General features: G+C 66.3%; 19 protein-coding genes. 8 read left to right on the forward strand and 11 right to left on the reverse strand.

The features are described from left to right. Positions 1-13 precede the first annotated feature (13 nt). Together JQ603_RS27415 and JQ603_RS27420 are read right to left on the reverse strand one after the other, a co-directional pair. Positions 14-496 (reverse strand): GNAT family N-acetyltransferase, encoded by a 483-nt coding sequence (locus JQ603_RS27415; protein ID WP_245003862.1) that lies wholly within the window; start codon positions 494-496, stop codon positions 14-16. A 109-nt stretch (positions 497-605) separates the two neighbouring features. Further along, entirely contained in the window at positions 606-1,583 is a 978-nt protein-coding gene (locus JQ603_RS27420) for a DUF2336 domain-containing protein (RefSeq protein WP_212343815.1), read from the reverse strand. Positions 1,584-1,840: 257 nt separating this feature from the next. Here JQ603_RS27420 and JQ603_RS27425 point away from each other — a divergent pair, with 257 nt between their 5' ends. Together JQ603_RS27425 and JQ603_RS27430 are read left to right on the forward strand one after the other, a co-directional pair. Continuing rightward, positions 1,841-2,029, forward strand: a complete 189-nt coding sequence (locus tag JQ603_RS27425) for a hypothetical protein (RefSeq protein WP_212343817.1) — start codon at positions 1,841-1,843, stop codon at positions 2,027-2,029. 16 nt (positions 2,030-2,045) lie between these two features. Continuing rightward, the gene (locus tag JQ603_RS27430) at positions 2,046-2,807 is read left to right on the forward strand and encodes a hypothetical protein (protein ID WP_212343818.1); all 762 of its coding nucleotides are present in this window, start codon (positions 2,046-2,048) and stop codon (positions 2,805-2,807) included. Here JQ603_RS27430 and JQ603_RS27435 read toward each other — a convergent pair. After that, positions 2,761-3,663: a LysR family transcriptional regulator gene (locus JQ603_RS27435; RefSeq protein WP_212343819.1), complete on the reverse strand. Its 903-nt coding sequence runs from the start codon at positions 3,661-3,663 to the stop codon at positions 2,761-2,763. The genes JQ603_RS27430 and JQ603_RS27435 overlap by 47 nt on opposite strands. A gap of 94 nt (positions 3,664-3,757) precedes the next feature. Between JQ603_RS27435 and JQ603_RS27440 the strand changes: the two genes are divergently transcribed. Then, a complete protein-coding gene (locus JQ603_RS27440) occupies positions 3,758-4,585 on the forward strand; it encodes an MBL fold metallo-hydrolase (protein ID WP_212343820.1) in 828 nt (275 codons plus the stop codon). Between the two features lie 14 nt (positions 4,586-4,599). Here the strand turns inward: JQ603_RS27440 and JQ603_RS27445 are convergent, their stop codons facing one another. From JQ603_RS27445 to JQ603_RS27455, 3 genes are all read right to left on the reverse strand, one after another. Then, positions 4,600-5,178 carry an amino acid synthesis family protein gene (locus tag JQ603_RS27445; RefSeq protein WP_212343821.1) on the reverse strand — a complete coding sequence of 193 codons (579 nt, stop codon included), beginning with the start codon at positions 5,176-5,178 and terminating at the stop codon, positions 4,600-4,602. 8 nt (positions 5,179-5,186) lie between these two features. Then, positions 5,187-6,050, reverse strand: coding sequence for a fumarylacetoacetate hydrolase family protein (locus JQ603_RS27450; RefSeq protein ID WP_212343822.1), 864 nt, complete (start codon positions 6,048-6,050; stop codon positions 5,187-5,189). Between the two features lie 93 nt (positions 6,051-6,143). Beyond that, entirely contained in the window at positions 6,144-6,845 is a 702-nt protein-coding gene (locus tag JQ603_RS27455; protein WP_212343824.1) for an FCD domain-containing protein, read from the reverse strand. Between the two features lie 119 nt (positions 6,846-6,964). Between JQ603_RS27455 and JQ603_RS27460 the strand changes: the two genes are divergently transcribed. The 3 genes from JQ603_RS27460 to JQ603_RS27470 all read left to right on the forward strand — a co-directional run bounded on the left by JQ603_RS27460 (position 6,965) and on the right by JQ603_RS27470 (position 9,923). Continuing rightward, the gene (locus tag JQ603_RS27460; RefSeq protein ID WP_212343826.1) at positions 6,965-7,957 is read left to right on the forward strand and encodes a zinc-dependent alcohol dehydrogenase family protein; all 993 of its coding nucleotides are present in this window, start codon (positions 6,965-6,967) and stop codon (positions 7,955-7,957) included. 11 nt (positions 7,958-7,968) lie between these two features. Then, the gene (locus JQ603_RS27465; RefSeq protein WP_212343828.1) at positions 7,969-8,871 is read left to right on the forward strand and encodes a VOC family protein; all 903 of its coding nucleotides are present in this window, start codon (positions 7,969-7,971) and stop codon (positions 8,869-8,871) included. A 74-nt stretch (positions 8,872-8,945) separates the two neighbouring features. After that, the gene (locus tag JQ603_RS27470) at positions 8,946-9,923 is read left to right on the forward strand and encodes a tripartite tricarboxylate transporter substrate binding protein (protein WP_212343830.1); all 978 of its coding nucleotides are present in this window, start codon (positions 8,946-8,948) and stop codon (positions 9,921-9,923) included. A 26-nt stretch (positions 9,924-9,949) separates the two neighbouring features. On the opposite strand, the gene JQ603_RS27475 is transcribed toward JQ603_RS27470, so the two are convergent. Beyond that, positions 9,950-11,029, reverse strand: a complete 1,080-nt coding sequence (locus JQ603_RS27475; protein ID WP_212343832.1) for a Cj0069 family protein — start codon at positions 11,027-11,029, stop codon at positions 9,950-9,952. A 419-nt stretch (positions 11,030-11,448) separates the two neighbouring features. Here JQ603_RS27475 and JQ603_RS27480 point away from each other — a divergent pair, with 419 nt between their 5' ends. Beyond that, complete coding sequence (locus JQ603_RS27480; protein ID WP_212343834.1) at positions 11,449-11,682, forward strand: hypothetical protein; 234 nt, start codon at positions 11,449-11,451, stop codon at positions 11,680-11,682. A 42-nt stretch (positions 11,683-11,724) separates the two neighbouring features. Then, positions 11,725-12,612, forward strand: a complete 888-nt coding sequence (locus JQ603_RS27485; RefSeq protein WP_212343836.1) for a DUF1259 domain-containing protein — start codon at positions 11,725-11,727, stop codon at positions 12,610-12,612. A 57-nt stretch (positions 12,613-12,669) separates the two neighbouring features. On the opposite strand, the gene arsC is transcribed toward JQ603_RS27485, so the two are convergent. Genes arsC through JQ603_RS27505 form a run of 4 tightly spaced genes read right to left on the reverse strand, consistent with a single transcriptional unit; the run spans position 12,670 to position 14,651 of the window. Continuing rightward, complete coding sequence (arsC, locus tag JQ603_RS27490; RefSeq protein WP_212343838.1) at positions 12,670-13,071, reverse strand: arsenate reductase (glutaredoxin); 402 nt, start codon at positions 13,069-13,071, stop codon at positions 12,670-12,672. Next, a complete protein-coding gene (locus tag JQ603_RS27495; protein ID WP_212343840.1) occupies positions 13,068-13,769 on the reverse strand; it encodes an aquaporin in 702 nt (233 codons plus the stop codon). Before JQ603_RS27495 ends, arsC begins: the two co-directional genes overlap by 4 nt. Next, positions 13,769-14,296 carry an arsenate reductase ArsC gene (locus JQ603_RS27500; protein WP_212343842.1) on the reverse strand — a complete coding sequence of 176 codons (528 nt, stop codon included), beginning with the start codon at positions 14,294-14,296 and terminating at the stop codon, positions 13,769-13,771. The genes JQ603_RS27495 and JQ603_RS27500 overlap by 1 nt, the downstream gene beginning before the upstream one ends. Beyond that, the gene (locus tag JQ603_RS27505; protein ID WP_212343844.1) at positions 14,289-14,651 is read right to left on the reverse strand and encodes an ArsR/SmtB family transcription factor; all 363 of its coding nucleotides are present in this window, start codon (positions 14,649-14,651) and stop codon (positions 14,289-14,291) included. The genes JQ603_RS27500 and JQ603_RS27505 overlap by 8 nt, the downstream gene beginning before the upstream one ends. Positions 14,652-14,715 lie beyond the last annotated feature (64 nt).

The following is a 14,715-nucleotide window of genomic DNA, read 5'->3' on the forward strand; positions in this document are numbered from 1 at the left end:
GCGCGACGGCCAATTACCTTTCGGCGAGCTCCGTCAGCTTTGTGCCGGCGATGCGAAAGAACCGCTTTTCCGGCAGCGCCTGTCCTCCGAGCATTTCATAGAACTGCTGAAGCCGCAGATCGACCGCATCGACAGTCCAATCGATGCGGTCGTGCCCTTCTTGCCGGGCGATCGCCGCAAGGCGCGCCATGAGCCTCCGCCCCAGTCCGCTGCTACGTCGATCGTGACGCACGTAGAGCTCCTTCAGGAAGAAGCCCGACGTCAAACCGGGGCCGGGATAGATCGCACTGAAGCACGCAAAGCCGGCGACCCCGTCGTTCTCGCAGGCCAGCAGGATACGCGATCCTGTCGGCCTCGACCTCAGCCCGTCGATGATCAAGTCCCTCGCGGGACAGCGGGCGCGATAGTGGGCCTGCATTTCGATCATCGCATCGGCGACGTCGTCGAAATCGGCTTCAGTGATCTCCCTGAAAGCCGTCGGAGCAATCTGGCCCATGGTTTATTGATCCGTCTGGTCGGTCGACGCACAGCCGCGTTTGCGGACGACGACGCTCCGCCTTTTGGACCAGCTCGTGGTCCGTGTCGAGTTGGATCGAGCCGGCGCTCTAGTGATCGGACGACCCGCCGGTGCCGGTCCGCACCGCAGGCGCGGAGCCGGGCTGCACGCCCGGTCGCGTCTGGCTTGCGCCCGCGCGGGCGCGCTGGCGTTCGCCGTCATGCAGCGTCGACTGGTACTTCGCCCGCGTGACCGCGAGCGTCGAGCCGCGCCAGGCCGCCAGCATCACCAGCGCCGAGCGGTCGTCGAGGCGGTCGTAGAGCCGCGACAGCCGGTACACCTCGTTCACGGAATTGCCGATCTCCGGCTTGAAGAACAGCAGGATACGCTGGAAGTTCGGGCTCGGCATGTCGAGCGCGCGCGCGGCGACCGCGAGCGCTTCGCCACCGGGATCGTCGACGATCTGGGCTGCGACGCGCGAGGGAAGGATCAGGCTGTCGCCGAGCTCGAGGGTGAAGTTCTCGACATCATTGGCGATCGCCGCCATCTCCAGGATATGGATCGCGCGCTTGGCGCGTACGGTCGGAATCCGCGGCGCGGCCTTCAGCGGCGTCTGTGCCAGATTGTGCAGGATCAGCGCGCGCTCGGGCGCGCCGGCGCGGAAGAACATGTCGTGGATCTCGGCGGCGTCCTTCGGCTGCATCGCCAAGTTCGCGGCCATGCGCTGCTCGGCCTCGGTCGGAGCGCGGGCCGGGGAGGGGGCCGGCGCGGGCGCGGGGATTTCGCGCGCCAGCGGAACCCTGCGGCCTTCCTGGGCCGCGACCAGCCCGAGCTTCTGCAGCACCGGGACCGGCGTCTGCGGATAGACCGCGAGCTTCGCCTTGATGGCGGCGCGCGTCGCATCGTCGACCTGGTCGATCAGCCGCGTCGAAAGCTCGATGAACTGACGTTGCTCGTCATCGCTGTGGACGCGCGTCTGGACATAGAGGTCAGTCAGCACGCGCAGCAGCGTCGGCCGAACATCGACGCCTTCGCGACGGGAGAGGCTCATCAGCCCGTCGAATCCGGGAAACAGCGACTTGGTCATGGAGGCGTACGCAACTCGGAAAAGATACCTGCGGAGGGGAGCCTAGCGCAGGTTCCTTTAAAGGCTCGTTAAGGAAAACGAGGGGTGAAGCAGACCCTTAAATTTAGGGCCTTCTCGTGCCGCAACGGGACGGCGCGGCGCGGTCCGTGCGGTTACGGTCCGAAGGGCATGTTTACACCCCGTTAACCATGAACTGATCTTAATGATCGCCATGTTGCAGGGGCGTATTTGATCGCGCGGCAATTGAGAGAGCTGACATGGGGACCATCATCGAATTTCCGGCCGGTCGCCGGGTAGGCTCGTCGGGGGACGTCACACCGCATGCGGAGATGGGGACGATTCTGATCCTCCCGGTGATCCGCATCGAGCGCCAGAGCGACGAAACCAGTGGCGATCGCGGGCCGGAACAGGGCACAGCGCCGGGGCGCCGTCGTCGCCGTCGCTGACGTCCGGCTCTTTGCAATGCCGGACCCCATCCGCCATATCCGGCCTTTCGTATCGGCCGTCCTGCTCGCGCTACTGGCTGCGATGCTGGGCGCCTGCAGCGGCGGCGATTTCGGCCGCACCCGCGCTGACATGCGCAGCGACGACATGCATCGCTGGCTCGGCGCCGAGGCGACCGGCAGCGTCGGCCTGAGGCCTTCGCAATTCCAGCTCACCGACGAGGAACGCCAGCTTCGCGACCTCGCCTATCCCATGATCGAGCCGCCGCTGTCGCGCCCGGCCTGGAAGAGCGTGTTCGGCGACTACAAGCCGCTGCCATCGCCCTGGCAGCAGAAGATCGTGTTCGACCGCACCATGTACGGCCGCACGCTGATCGACGAGCCGCACCGCTCGCATTCCTCGCGCTATGCGCAGCTGATCGAGGACGTCCGCAACGACATCACCCGCTTTGAGCCGTTCTTCGCCTCCGCGATCCGCGTCATCGACCTCGACAGGAAGCGCGATGCCACCATGGCGCGCGTCTCCGCGCTCTCGCCGAGGGAGAGGGACGATGCGGTCGCGCGCATGCAGGAGAACTCGCTGATCGTGCAGTGGGTGCAGCAGTGCCTGGAGCAGCGCGTCTCGTCCTACCGCTGGGCCCTGGAGCGCCTGGTGATCCAGGCGCCCGACGGCATGGCCGCCGACGCCGACCGCCTGATCGGCGAGCTCGCCGCCCAGACCGCCAATCCGCCGGTCATGAGCCAGCCGCCCTACGGGCGCGCGGTCGTGGTGAAGGGCTAGGCGCTTTACGCGCAGCGCGCCGGCCGGGAGTCCGATCGACTTTTCGCTGCTTCTGAAGCTTTGCGACAAAATCCTTCAGCGCATCCGCGAGGGGCGCCGATGCGCGATAGGCGAGGCCTACCTCGCGACTGACCTTGACCTCGATCTCGCGCACCGCGACGTCAGGATTGCCGCGTGCCACGCCTTCCGGGACGATGGCGATGCCGACGCCGGCGGCGACCAGCGCCATCGCCCAGTCCTCCGATTGCGCGATCGCCGCGGTCTGGCGCCGCTGCGCATTGCGGCCGAAGAATGCGCTCTGTTCGCAATGGCAGCGGTCGATCAGCGGGACCTCGGCGAGATCGGCGGCGCGGAGCTTCTCCTTCAGCGTCAGCGGATGCGACGGCGGCAGCGCGGCGACATAGCGCTCGCTCCACAGCGCAACGAAATGCTCGTCGGCGCGCAGCATGGTCTTGGCGACGATCCGCGCATCGGCGCGCTCGTCGCTGCCGACGAGGCGGAGCGCGATGTCGCTGCGCGCCGTTAGCGGCTTCAGGAGCGCGATGGTCCGGGGCACGTCGAGCGTGCGCATCAGGCCCAGCGTCACCGTAGTTTTTGTCGCCGGCTTCCTGAACAGGCTGCGCGCGGCGTCGGCCTCGTCGATGATGCGGCGAGCGAGGGTGTGAAACTGCTCCGCCGAGGCGGTGGGCGCGACGCCCTTCTTGTGCCGGATGAACAGGGTGGTGCCGAGCTCGGCCTCCAGATGGGTGATCGCGGTCGAGATCGACGGCTGCGACACGAAGCAGGCGCGCGCCGCGGCGGTCAGATTGCGCTCGCGGTAGACGGCGGCGAAATAGCGAAGCTCGCGGATGTCCATAGGGTAAGCCTAGAGATAGTATCAATATTCGGTATTTTACCTATGGACCACGCGGTGGCAAGAACGCGCCTGTCACAACAGGCGAGGGTCATCCATGAAAATCCATCATCTCAACACCGGCACGATGTGCCCGGTCGGCCGCCGCCTGGTGAACGGCACCGGCAGCCTGTTCCAGCGCGCCCGCCTGGTCTGCCATTGCCTGCTGGTCGAGACCAATGACGGCCTCGCGCTCGTCGACACCGGCATCGGGCTCGGCGATATCGCAACACCCGGTCGGCTGGGACGGCGATGGCTGCGGCAGACCGCGCCAACGCTCGATCCCGCGGAGACGGCGGTGCAGCAGGTCAAGGCGCTCGGCTATTCACCCAAGGACGTGCGCCACGTGCTGCTGACGCATCTCGACCGCGATCACGCCGGCGGCGTGCCCGACTTTCCCGATGCCACGATCCACGTCCACCGTGCCGAATACGACATGGCGGTGCTGCGCAAGCCCGCGCCGCCCGAGGGGCGCTACGTCACCGGGCAGTGGAGCCATGGGCCGCGCTGGGCCTTCTATGACGAGGCCGGCGAGGACTGGTTCGGCTTCAGGGGCGTGCGCGCGCTCGGCGACAAGGAGGCCGACATCGTCATGATCCCGCTCGCCGGCCACACGCTCGGTCATTGCGGCATCGCGGTGCGCTCGGGAGACACATGGCTGCTGCACGCCGGCGACAGCTACTTCCATCACGCCCAGCTCGACGCATCGCCGCGCGTGCCGTTGATGCTTGGCTATTTCCAGCGCCGCGGCGACATGGACCGGAACAAGCGGATCGCCAACCAGGCGCGGCTGCGCGCGCTGAAGCGCGACCACGGCGACCGCGTGAGGATCGTCAACAGCCACGATCCCGCCGATTACGAGCGCTGCCGCTGCGGCGCGCATTGAGCGCGTGCGGCGCGTCACCGCTGTCCGTCGTGCACGGAGATCTCCGACGCCTTGAGTCCCCCGATGCGCGCATGCGGCCGGCCGCCGGTCGCCATCACGAGGCCGAAGGCGATCTCGTCACGCCGTGGCGCGTCCCACAGCGTCATCTCCGCGGTGCCGAAATGGCTGCGGACATAGGCGGCGTGGATGTGACCGAGCGGCACCATCAGCCGCGTGCCGGGCCCGCCGATCGTCTTCGCGGCAGGCACGATCGCCTTGGGTTGGCCGAGCACCTCGCGCATGCCGTGGCCGCCGGCCTCGTGCCAGACGGCGCCGTGCTCGAGCTCGCCGTCCTCGCCGACGATGATGCCCTTGCCATAGGCTTCGATCCGCGCCGCGCCGCCGAGCTGCGCAATCAGCCCGGTCGCGAGCTCGCGTCCGAGCTCACGCAAGGAGGCCTGGAACGGCATCAGGTCGGGCTCATAGCGGCCGGCGAAGGGATTGCGGATCACCGCGATGGCCGTTCCGACCAGCAGCGGCTTCTCCAGCCGGGGTCCGCGCTCATGCCAGACGGTCTCGACGCTGAGCGCGGTCTTGCGAATGTCGTGGGACATGCGGGGTCTTACGCCTCGTCCACGACGGGATTGCTGAGCACGCCGATGTTCTCGATCTCGACCTCGACCACGTCGCCTGCTTTAAGGAAGATCGGCGGCTTGCGGGTGAAGCCGACGCCGGCCGGCGTGCCGGTGGCGATGACGTCGCCGGGCACGAGGTCGAAGATGGTCGAGCAATATTCGATCAGCCGCGGGATCGAGAAGATCAGCATCGAGGTGTCGGAGGATTGCACGGTCGCGCCGTTGACGCGCGTCTCCAGCTTCAGCTTGGCGGGGTCGCCGATCTCGTCCGGCGTGACCAGCCACGGTCCGAACGGGCCGGTGCCGACGAAGTTCTTGCCCGAAGCGATCTGCTGGGCGTGGCGCTGCCAGTCGCGCACGCTGACGTCGTTGTAGATCGAGTAGCCCGCGACGTGATTCCAGGCATCGGCCTGGCTGATGTGGCGGCCACCCTTGCCGATGACGACGGCGAGCTCGCCTTCCCAGTCGAAATTGTCCGAGACCTTCGGCCGGATCACCGGTGCGTTGTGCGCGACCTGGGAGCGCCAGACCCGCAGGAAGATCGGCGGAAACTCGGTGATCTCGCGCTTCATGCCGAACGCCACCGCCTCGTTGTGGTGGTCGAGATAGTTGCGCACGGCGCAGACGATCTTCTCCGGGCGCGGGATCACCGGCAGGTATTTGATATCGCCGAGCGCGAGGGTCGGCTTGTGCGCGGCGACGATGGTCGCGCGGCGCGCGTAGTCGTCGCTGCCGAGGAAGTCCGCCAGCGTCGGGTACTGGGGCAGGGCGCGGCCGAGATCCACCACGCCGTTTTCGACAACGGCGCCCCAGCTTTCCCGATTTCCGTCCAAGAACGACAGCAGCTTCATGGTTTCGCCCCAAGGGTTTCGATTTTCGATCTTTTGTATTATTTTCGAAAATTGAGCCGCGCGCAAGTCCACCGTGCGTGAATTTGCCGGCGCCTATTCGGCGTCCAGCAGATGGCCCGCGTATGTCGCCACGTTGTCGGAGGTCGAGCGGATATGCGTCTCGATCAGCTGCACGGCGAGATCGGCATTACGCGAGATCGCGGCCTGCATGATCGCTTGGTGCTCGCCGGCCTTGTCGCGCGGGCGCGGGCGGAAATTGGCGGAGAGGTGCCGGTAGCGCTCGGCACGGTCGAACAGCTCGGCGCGAATGGCCAGCAGCGTCGCCGAGCCGCAGGCGGACACCAGCGCCTGGTGGAACTGGCGATGGGCGATCTTCCATTCAGGGTCGCGCAGGGGATGCTCGGGATCGCGGTGCTCGATCCGCTTCAGGCGGTGCAGCGTCGAGATCACGGCGATTTCCCAGTCGTCATCACCCCGTTCGATCGAGCGGCGGATCAATTCCACCTCGATCAGAACCCGCGCATCGGTGACCTCGACCAGATCCTGGCGGCTGACCGGCGCCACGCGAAACCCGCGCTGCTCCTGGGCGTCGACGAGGCCCTCCGCGGCAAGCGCCGTCAGCGCCTCCCGCAGCGTGGTGAAGCTCGCGCCAAAGCGTTCGCGCAGCACGTCGAAGCGCAGCGGCTCGCCCGGCGCAAGGCCGCAGGCGATGATCTCCTCGCGCAGCCGATGCGTGATGTCGGCGGCGATGGTCTTGCCGAATTCCTTGCGGGGACGAATGGCGCTTTCGGACATGGCTCAGCCAATGAATCGATGCCTCAACATGCCGCGGCAACGACCATCTTGCAATAATTTTCGTAAACGGTATGATTTTCGAAAATACGGTTTTGAAGAGGTCTGGGGAGCGTGAAGACATGAGGGCAGTGCTGGTGCGTCAGCCGGGTGGGCCGGATGCACTCGAGGTGGTCGAGTTTCCGGTGCCCGTGCCGGGCGCAGGCCAGGTGCAGATCCGGGCCGAGGCGTTCGGGGTTGGGCAGCCCGACGCGCTGATCCGGCGCGGCGTCTACAAATGGATGCCGCCGCTGCCGGCCAATCCCGGCAACGACGTCGCCGGTCGCATTTCCGCGCTCGGGCCTGATGTCGAGGGTTTTGCCGTCGGCCAGAAGGTGCTGCTGAGCGCGCGCGATCTGTCCCAGCGCGGCGGCTGCTACGCCGATTATGTGCTCGCGCCCGCGGATGCCGTTCACGCGCTGCCCGACCATGTCGATCTGCAAGCCGCCGTGTGCCTGTCGAACTACCAGGTCGCCTACGCGCTGCTGCACGAGTGCCGCCATCCGCGCGCGCCCACAAGCGTGCTGGTGATTGGGGCTGCCGGCGGCGTCGGCACCGCGCTGGTGCAGCTGGCAAAGCTCGCCGGGATGACTGTCATCGGCACGGTCTCGACCGAGGAGAAGGCCGCGTTCGCGAAGGCCAACGGCGCCGATCACACCATCTTCTACCGCAGCGAGGACGTCGTGGCGCGCACGCGCGAGCTGACGAAGGGCGAGGGCGTCGGCCTCGTGCTCGATCATGTCTGCGGGCCCGAGTTCACCGCCTATCTCGGCGCGCTCGGCAAATGGGGCACGCTCCTGTCGTACAACGCCTTCGCCGGATTGCCGGAAGAGAATCTGATGGCGGCGATGCGCAACCATCTCGACATCTGCCCGGCCGTGCGCTGCTTCTCCTTCCACATCTACGACCACGATCGCGACGGCCGCCGCGCCCTGATGCGCAGCGTGATCGAGGCCCTGAGCCGCGATGCGATCAAGCCGGCGATCTCGGCGGTCTTGAGGCTCGACGAGGTCAGGAAGGCGCATACGCTGCTGGAGCAGGGCTCCGCGCTCGGCAAGATCATCATGACGCCATGAGGGGGTGGACGATGACACAAGCACCCATTGCACGCTTCACCCGGTTGCGGCACGCGACCTTTACCTCGCCAGATCCGGAGCGGCTGCTCGACTACTACCGCGGCGTGATCGGTCTCGGTCTCGTCGCTCGCGACGGAGGGCGCCTGTTCCTCGCCAATGATTCCGAACAGCTCTCGCTGGTGATCGAGCCCGGCGGCGCCGCGCTGAAGAGCATCGCGTTCGAGATATCACCAGATGTCCAGATCGAGGCGCTGGGCGCCGCGCTGAAGCAGGCTGACTTACGGCCCGAGCTCCACAGCGATTCTCTGCCTGGCGTATCCCGGCTGCTGTCCTTCAGCGATCCCGAAGGGACGCGCTTCGAATTGATCCAGGGCTGGACGCCGACGCCGGCGCAGGAGCGGATCGGCGCCCTCGCGGTCGCCAAGCTCGGCCATGTCGCGCTGCGCACGCCCGATCCGCAAGCCGCTTCGGACTTCTATGCGAATGTGATGGGCCTGCGGGTCTCGGACTGGATCGAGGATCGCTTCGTCTTCATGCGCAGCGGGTTCGAGCATCATACGCTGAACTTCGCCCGTGCACCCGAGCGCAGTCTTCATCATTTCGCCTTCGAGCTGCGGGGGCCCGAGCACATGCACCGGGCCTGCGATCACCTCGCGCGGCACAAGCTGCCCGTGCTCTGGGGTCCGGTTCGTCACGGCCCCGGCCACAACACGGCGATCTATCACCGCAATCCCGACGGCCATCTGGTCGAGCTGTTCTGCGATCTCGACCGCATGACCGACGAGGCGCTCGGCTATTTCGAGCCGCGCCCGTGGCACCGCGATCGTCCGCAGCGGCCAAAGGTCTGGGTCGGCCTGCCGCGCGACGTCTGGGGCATGGCGCCTTCGCCGGAATGCACGGAGTTCGCGCGCTAGGGCATGTGAGTTCGAACGGAAGATTGCCGCACGCGCTGCGGCCAAAGACATAACAATCAAAGGGAGAAGCATCCATGCTCTGGATGAAGCGGCTTGCTGCGGCCATTTTTCTGCTGGGCATCTGTATCGCAACCGGCCCCGTGTCGGCCGAGACTTATCCGTCGCGCCCGATCCGGCTGCTGCACGGATTTGCCGCGGGCGGTGCGGCCGATACGCTGTCGCGCATCATCGCCGACGGGCTCTCGAAGAAGCTCGGGCAGCCGATCATCGTCGAGGCCAAGCCTGGTGCGGGCGGCAACATCGCCGCGGACGCCATCGCGAAAGCCGCACCCGACGGCTACACGCTCGGGCTCGTCACCGGCGCGCATGCGATTTCCGCGGCGACCTACAAGAGCCTCGCCTACCAGCCGGTCGAGAGTTTCGACATGATCTCGACGCTGGTCTACTACGCGCTCGTCATCGCCGTGCGCAACGATCATCCTGCAAAATCGCTCGGCGATCTCATCACCATCGCCAAGGAGAAGCCGGGCGCGCTCAGCTTCGGATCGGTCGGCTTTGGCAGCACGCATCATCTTGCGGGAGAGCTGTTGAACGCGGCGGCCGGCGTCGAGATCGTGCACGTGCCGTATCGCGGCGATTCGCAGTCCATCACCGCGCTGCTCGGCGGCGAAGTGCCCATCATCGTCGGCACGCCCGTCCTGCTCGCGCCGCAGATCCAGAGCGGCGCGATCCGCGGCCTCGCGGTGACCTCGCCGGCGCGCACGGCCTTGCTGCCTGATGTTCCCACGGTTCAGGAAGCCGGCATCAAGGGCTACGATGTGCGCACCTGGGCGGGCCTGCTGGCTCCGAAGGGCACGCCACCCGCGATCATGGCGACGCTCAATGCAGCGACGCTCGAGGTGCTCAGGGACCCCGAGATCAAGCAGCGCCTGGAGACGGCCGTCGGCGGCGAGGTCCGCGGCAGCTCGCCGGCCGAGATGAAGGCGCTGATCGAGTCCGAGATCATCAAATGGACCGGCGTGGTGGAGCGGGCGAAGCTCCCGAAGATCTGATCTGCGGAAGCTCGCCCGCTGCTCCGCTATGCGCCCGAATGTACGCCTGTAGTCCGCAGCATGCGTTGCGTCACCGTCCGCGCGATCGCCGCCGGTGCCTCCTCGGGAATCGCAAAGCACGAGCTCGCGTTGATCTCGCACAGCACGTAGGTGTCGGCGCCGGCCGCATCTTTCGGCCCATACAAAAAGTCCGCGTCCCAGATGACCGGCAATGACGGCTCATCGATGCCGAGTATCGCCATCATCTGCGGCGTCCATTCGTCCTCCATAGCTCTGCGCAGCGCCTGGAATTGCGGTGCGTCAGGGCCGTGCATGATGCGCGGGCCCGGCTGCGCTTCGGGCGAGTCCGGTCCCTCCGGTGGCGGTGGGATCAGGGCCTTGATCTTCTGGTGTCCAAAGCCTGCAACCCTGGCGCCGCTCATGTAGCAGCGGATCATGCCGTCGGGCAGGCGCGGTTGAAACGCCTGGTCGATGATGCAGCCGCCCCAGCCGAAATACGGCTCGCAGCGCGCGAGGAGGGCATCGAGCGGCATGTCCTCAGGGATACTGCCGCGCTGCGCGTGCAGCACGCGAACCATGCCGTCGGTATCGGGCAGCGCTTCCACCTTCCAGACGCCCTGGCCGCCATTGCCGCGGTTCTGCTTCAGCACGCGCGGGCCATCCGCGCGAAGGCGGGCCGGAAACTGGCTGCGGAAGCTTGCGGCGGTGTCATAGCGATGCGTGTCGGCGCCCCAGCCGAGATGACGCGTGCGGTGGAGCACCTCCTTGACGCCCATCTTCAGGATGATTTCGGGATGCGCGCTCACCCATGGCCCATGCGCTGCGACGTCGCGCAGCAGGGCGTCGAGCTCGGCGCGCGTCTTGCCCTGGTGGATCGGATCGACCCAGACGAGCACGCCGTCGGCGGCGAGCAATTGATCGCGGACCGCGCCTGCGAAGCTTTCGTCGTAGATCACGGGCGAGGCTTCGATGCCCACAGCGGCGAGCGCTTCGAAGACGCGGACGAAGCGGCTGTTCTGCGCCGTGGCCTCGCGGCGCACGGCAGCGTCGCCGCGTGAGAGGATGGCTACGGTCTGGCGGGGAGAAGAGTGACGTTCGGTATCCATGCGCAAGCTCCACGTAGTTGCGTGCTGCGCAGAGCTTGGACCGGGTTCTCAAGGGGAGTCTGCATTGTCCCCGTGCAGACCAGATTACGTGAGATGGTCTTCAGGTTTCAAGAGTTGTCGGCATGGTTCCAACGAAGCGTAAAATTCTTTGTGAGAACCCCCAGGGACGGGCGAGTTGACAGCCCGGCCACCCCGGCTTCTACTCGGCCTGTCGGGGACGTGCGATCTCCCCGTGAGGCGACATGCCCAAGAATCGCGTCCTGATTTTCACCAGGGACGCTGCATGTCATCAGCCACCCGATGTCATCCCACACATCGTTTCGGCTCCCCGGTCCGGCGCGACGCGCCGGTCCTGTCGACGCGCGTCACCTTGCGAAACGGACTTCACCTGGGGCGGGGACACGACCAGGAGAACGACCATGCGCACACGGACAATCCTTCAGGCTTTCTTCATTCTGGCGTTGATCGGCGGCGCGTCGGCCGCACGCGCGCTGACTGAGGAGGAACTCGTCGCAAGGATCAAGGCGGCTGGCTACACCGAGGTCAGCGACATCAAGTCGACCGCAGAGGGAACGACCGCCATGGCGATCAAGAACGGCAAGCCGGTGCGGCTCGTTGTCGACAGCAGCGGCCAGATCAAGGAGCGGAACTGAGGCGGCTCCGGAAACCGAATTCAAGCTCAAGGGAGCGGATCAATGCGCAAGATAATCTCGGCGCTGATGGCCATCGGCGCGTGCTTCATCGCGACCGCCCGCGCGCAGGAGGTCGACTGGCAGAAGGTCGATGATACGCTCGGCCGCAAGCCGACTGTTGCCGGCGACGTGCATCGCTACGGCTTTCCGCGCACCGATCTCACGGTCACGCTTGATGGCGTGACCATCAAGCCGGCGCTGGCGCTCGGCGGCTGGGTCGCGTTCAAGCCCGCACATGGCGGCGCCATGGCGATGGGCGATCTGGTGCTGCTCGAGTCCGAGATCAACCCGGTCATGCTGAAGATGATCGCGAGCGGGCTCGAGATCACGGCCGTGCACAATCATCTGCTCGGTGCGAGCCCGGCGACGTTCTACATGCATGTGGCCGGCCACGGCGATCCCGTCAGGATCGCGACCGCCATCAAGGAGGCGCTCGCCGAAAGCAAGACGCCGCTCTCAGTGCCGGCTCCCGCGGCCCCGCCGCCCGCGGTCGATCTCGACACCGCGCAGCTCGACCAGATCATCGGCGTCAAGGGACAGGCCAATGGCGGCGTCTACCAGTTCAACGTGCCCCGCCGCGATCCCGTCACCGAGCAGGGCATGCAGCTGAGCCCGGTCGGACCGCTGGGGGTTGCGACCGCCATCAACTTCCAGCCGACCGGCGCGGGCAAGGCGGCCATCACCGGCGACTTCGTGCTGACCGGCGACGAGGTGAACCCGGTGATCAAGGCGTTGCGATCGCACGGCATCGCCGTGACCGCTCTTCATAGCCACATGCTGGATGAGCAGCCGCGCCTTTTCTTCATGCACTTCTGGGCCAACGACGACGCGATCAAGCTCGCCAATGGTTTGCGGGCCGCGCTCGACAAGACGGCGAGCACGAAGAGCTGAAACGGTGTCCGATTTGGATCGGGCCGTCGGCGCGAAATGCGTTCGTGGCGTTCGAGCCTACCTGGCTTCGACCACCTCGCCATCCTCCTTCACGAAGCGGCCGGGAGGATTGTCCAGGAGATCGATGACGGCCTCCGAGGGCCGGCACAGCCGCGTGCCCTTCGCCGTGACGACGATCGGACGGTTGATGAGAATGGGATGCGCCATCATGAAGTCGAGCAGCTCGTCGTCCGTCCATTTGGGGTCGGCGAGGCTGAGCTCCTTGTACGGCGTTCCCTTCTCGCGCAGCAGCGCGCGGACCGGGATTCCCATCGCCGAGATCAGCACCTTGAGCGTGTCGCGCGATGGCGGCGTCTTCAGATATTCGATGACGACAGGCTCGACGCCGCTCTGGCGGATCATCGCAAGCGTGTTGCGCGAGGTGCCGCAGTCGGGGTTGTGATAGATCGTGACACTCATGATCGGGTCTCCGCAACAGAAACAGGCCCGCGCGCCTTGGCGTGCCGGAGCAGCCAGTTCATCAATAGCATGCCGGCGATGGCCCCGCAGAGCTCGGCGAGGATGAAGCCGGGAAGGTCGATGGGCCTAATGCCGGAAAAGGTGTTCGTCAGCGAACGCGCGATCGCCACCGCCGGATTGGCAAACGACGTCGACGCCGTGAACCAGTACGCGGCCGTGATGTAGAGGCCGACCAGCCAGGGAACAGCCGCGCGCTGGAAGCGGATGCCGGCGAGGATGGTCGCGACCAGCCCGAAGGCTGCGACTGCTTCGGCAAACCATTGCGGCCCGCCGGTCCTGACCTTGGTCGACAGATCGAGCAGGGGCAGGCCGAACATCAGATGCGCTGCGATCGTCCCGGCGATGCCGCCGGCAATCTGCGCGACAATGTAGAGCGCGGCCTCATTCACCGGCAGCTCGCGCCTGCCGGTGAAGACCAGCGTGACCGCCGGATTGAAATGCGCACCGGAGATCGGACCGAGCACGGTGATCAGCACGACCAGGATGGCGCCGGTCGGCAAGGTATTGCAGAGCAGTGCAAGCGCGACATCCCTGGTCAGAGTCTCCGCCATGATGCCGGAGCCGACGACGGTGGCGACGAGGATGCCCGTGCCGAGCGCTTCGGCTGCAAGTCGCCGCGAAAGGTCGAACGTCTCCATCAGCCGGCCTTCGGTGCTGGATGTGTTGCGCCCTCGGAGCGGCCGATCTCGCGCAGCCTGGTACCGAGGGACAGTTTATCGATACTCCTGAGCGGGAGGCTCACAAACGTGTCGATCCGGTTCTTGAGATAGCGGAACGCGGTGACGAACGCGGCCTGCTTCTCCAGGTCGGTGCCTTCGGCAGAGGCGGGGTCTTCGATTCCCCAATGTGCGGTCATCGGCTGTCCCGGCCAGATCGGGCAGGCTTCGCCGGCGGCGTTGTCGCAAACGGTGAAGACGAAATCCATCACCGGCGCATCCGGAGCGGCGAACTCCAGCCAGCTCTTCGAGCGCATCCCGTCGGCGGGATAATCCATGCTTTCCAGCGTGCGCAGCGCCAGCGGGTGCACCGCGCCTTTCGGCGTGCTGCCGGCGGAGAAGGCCCGGAAGCGGCCGGCGCCGTCCTTGCGAAGAATGGACTCGGCGAGGATCGAGCGCGCTGAATTGCCGGTGCACAGGAACAGGACATTGTACAACTGGTCAGGCACGGCTTTTCTCCTTTCGTTTTGGCGAGCAGCAGGCCTGAAGGCTGTCGACGACCGGCTCGCAGACCTCCGGCCGTCCGCCGCAGCAATCGCGCAGCAGGAAAACTGCGACATCGCGAAATTCGCTGAGGTTGGCGCGGTAGACGATCGAGCGGCTGTGCCGCGCGGAGGACACGAGGCGTGCGCGGCTCAAGATCGACAGGTGCGCGGAGAGCGTGTTTTGAGGAACTTCCAGCAGGCGGGCGAGGTCGCCGGCCGCAAGCCCGTCGGGCTCGTGCCGGACCAGCGCCCGGAAGGCCTCCAGGCGGGTGGACTGCGACAGTGCCGCGAGCGCGAGAACGGCTTCTTCTGTTTCCATATATCCAGACTTATGGAATTATAGGGGCGGCGTCAATCCATTGGCTCCGGTTGTGCTGACTGAT

The organism is Bradyrhizobium liaoningense (genome assembly GCF_018130825.1).
GTDB lineage: Bacteria > Pseudomonadota > Alphaproteobacteria > Rhizobiales > Xanthobacteraceae > Bradyrhizobium > Bradyrhizobium liaoningense_B.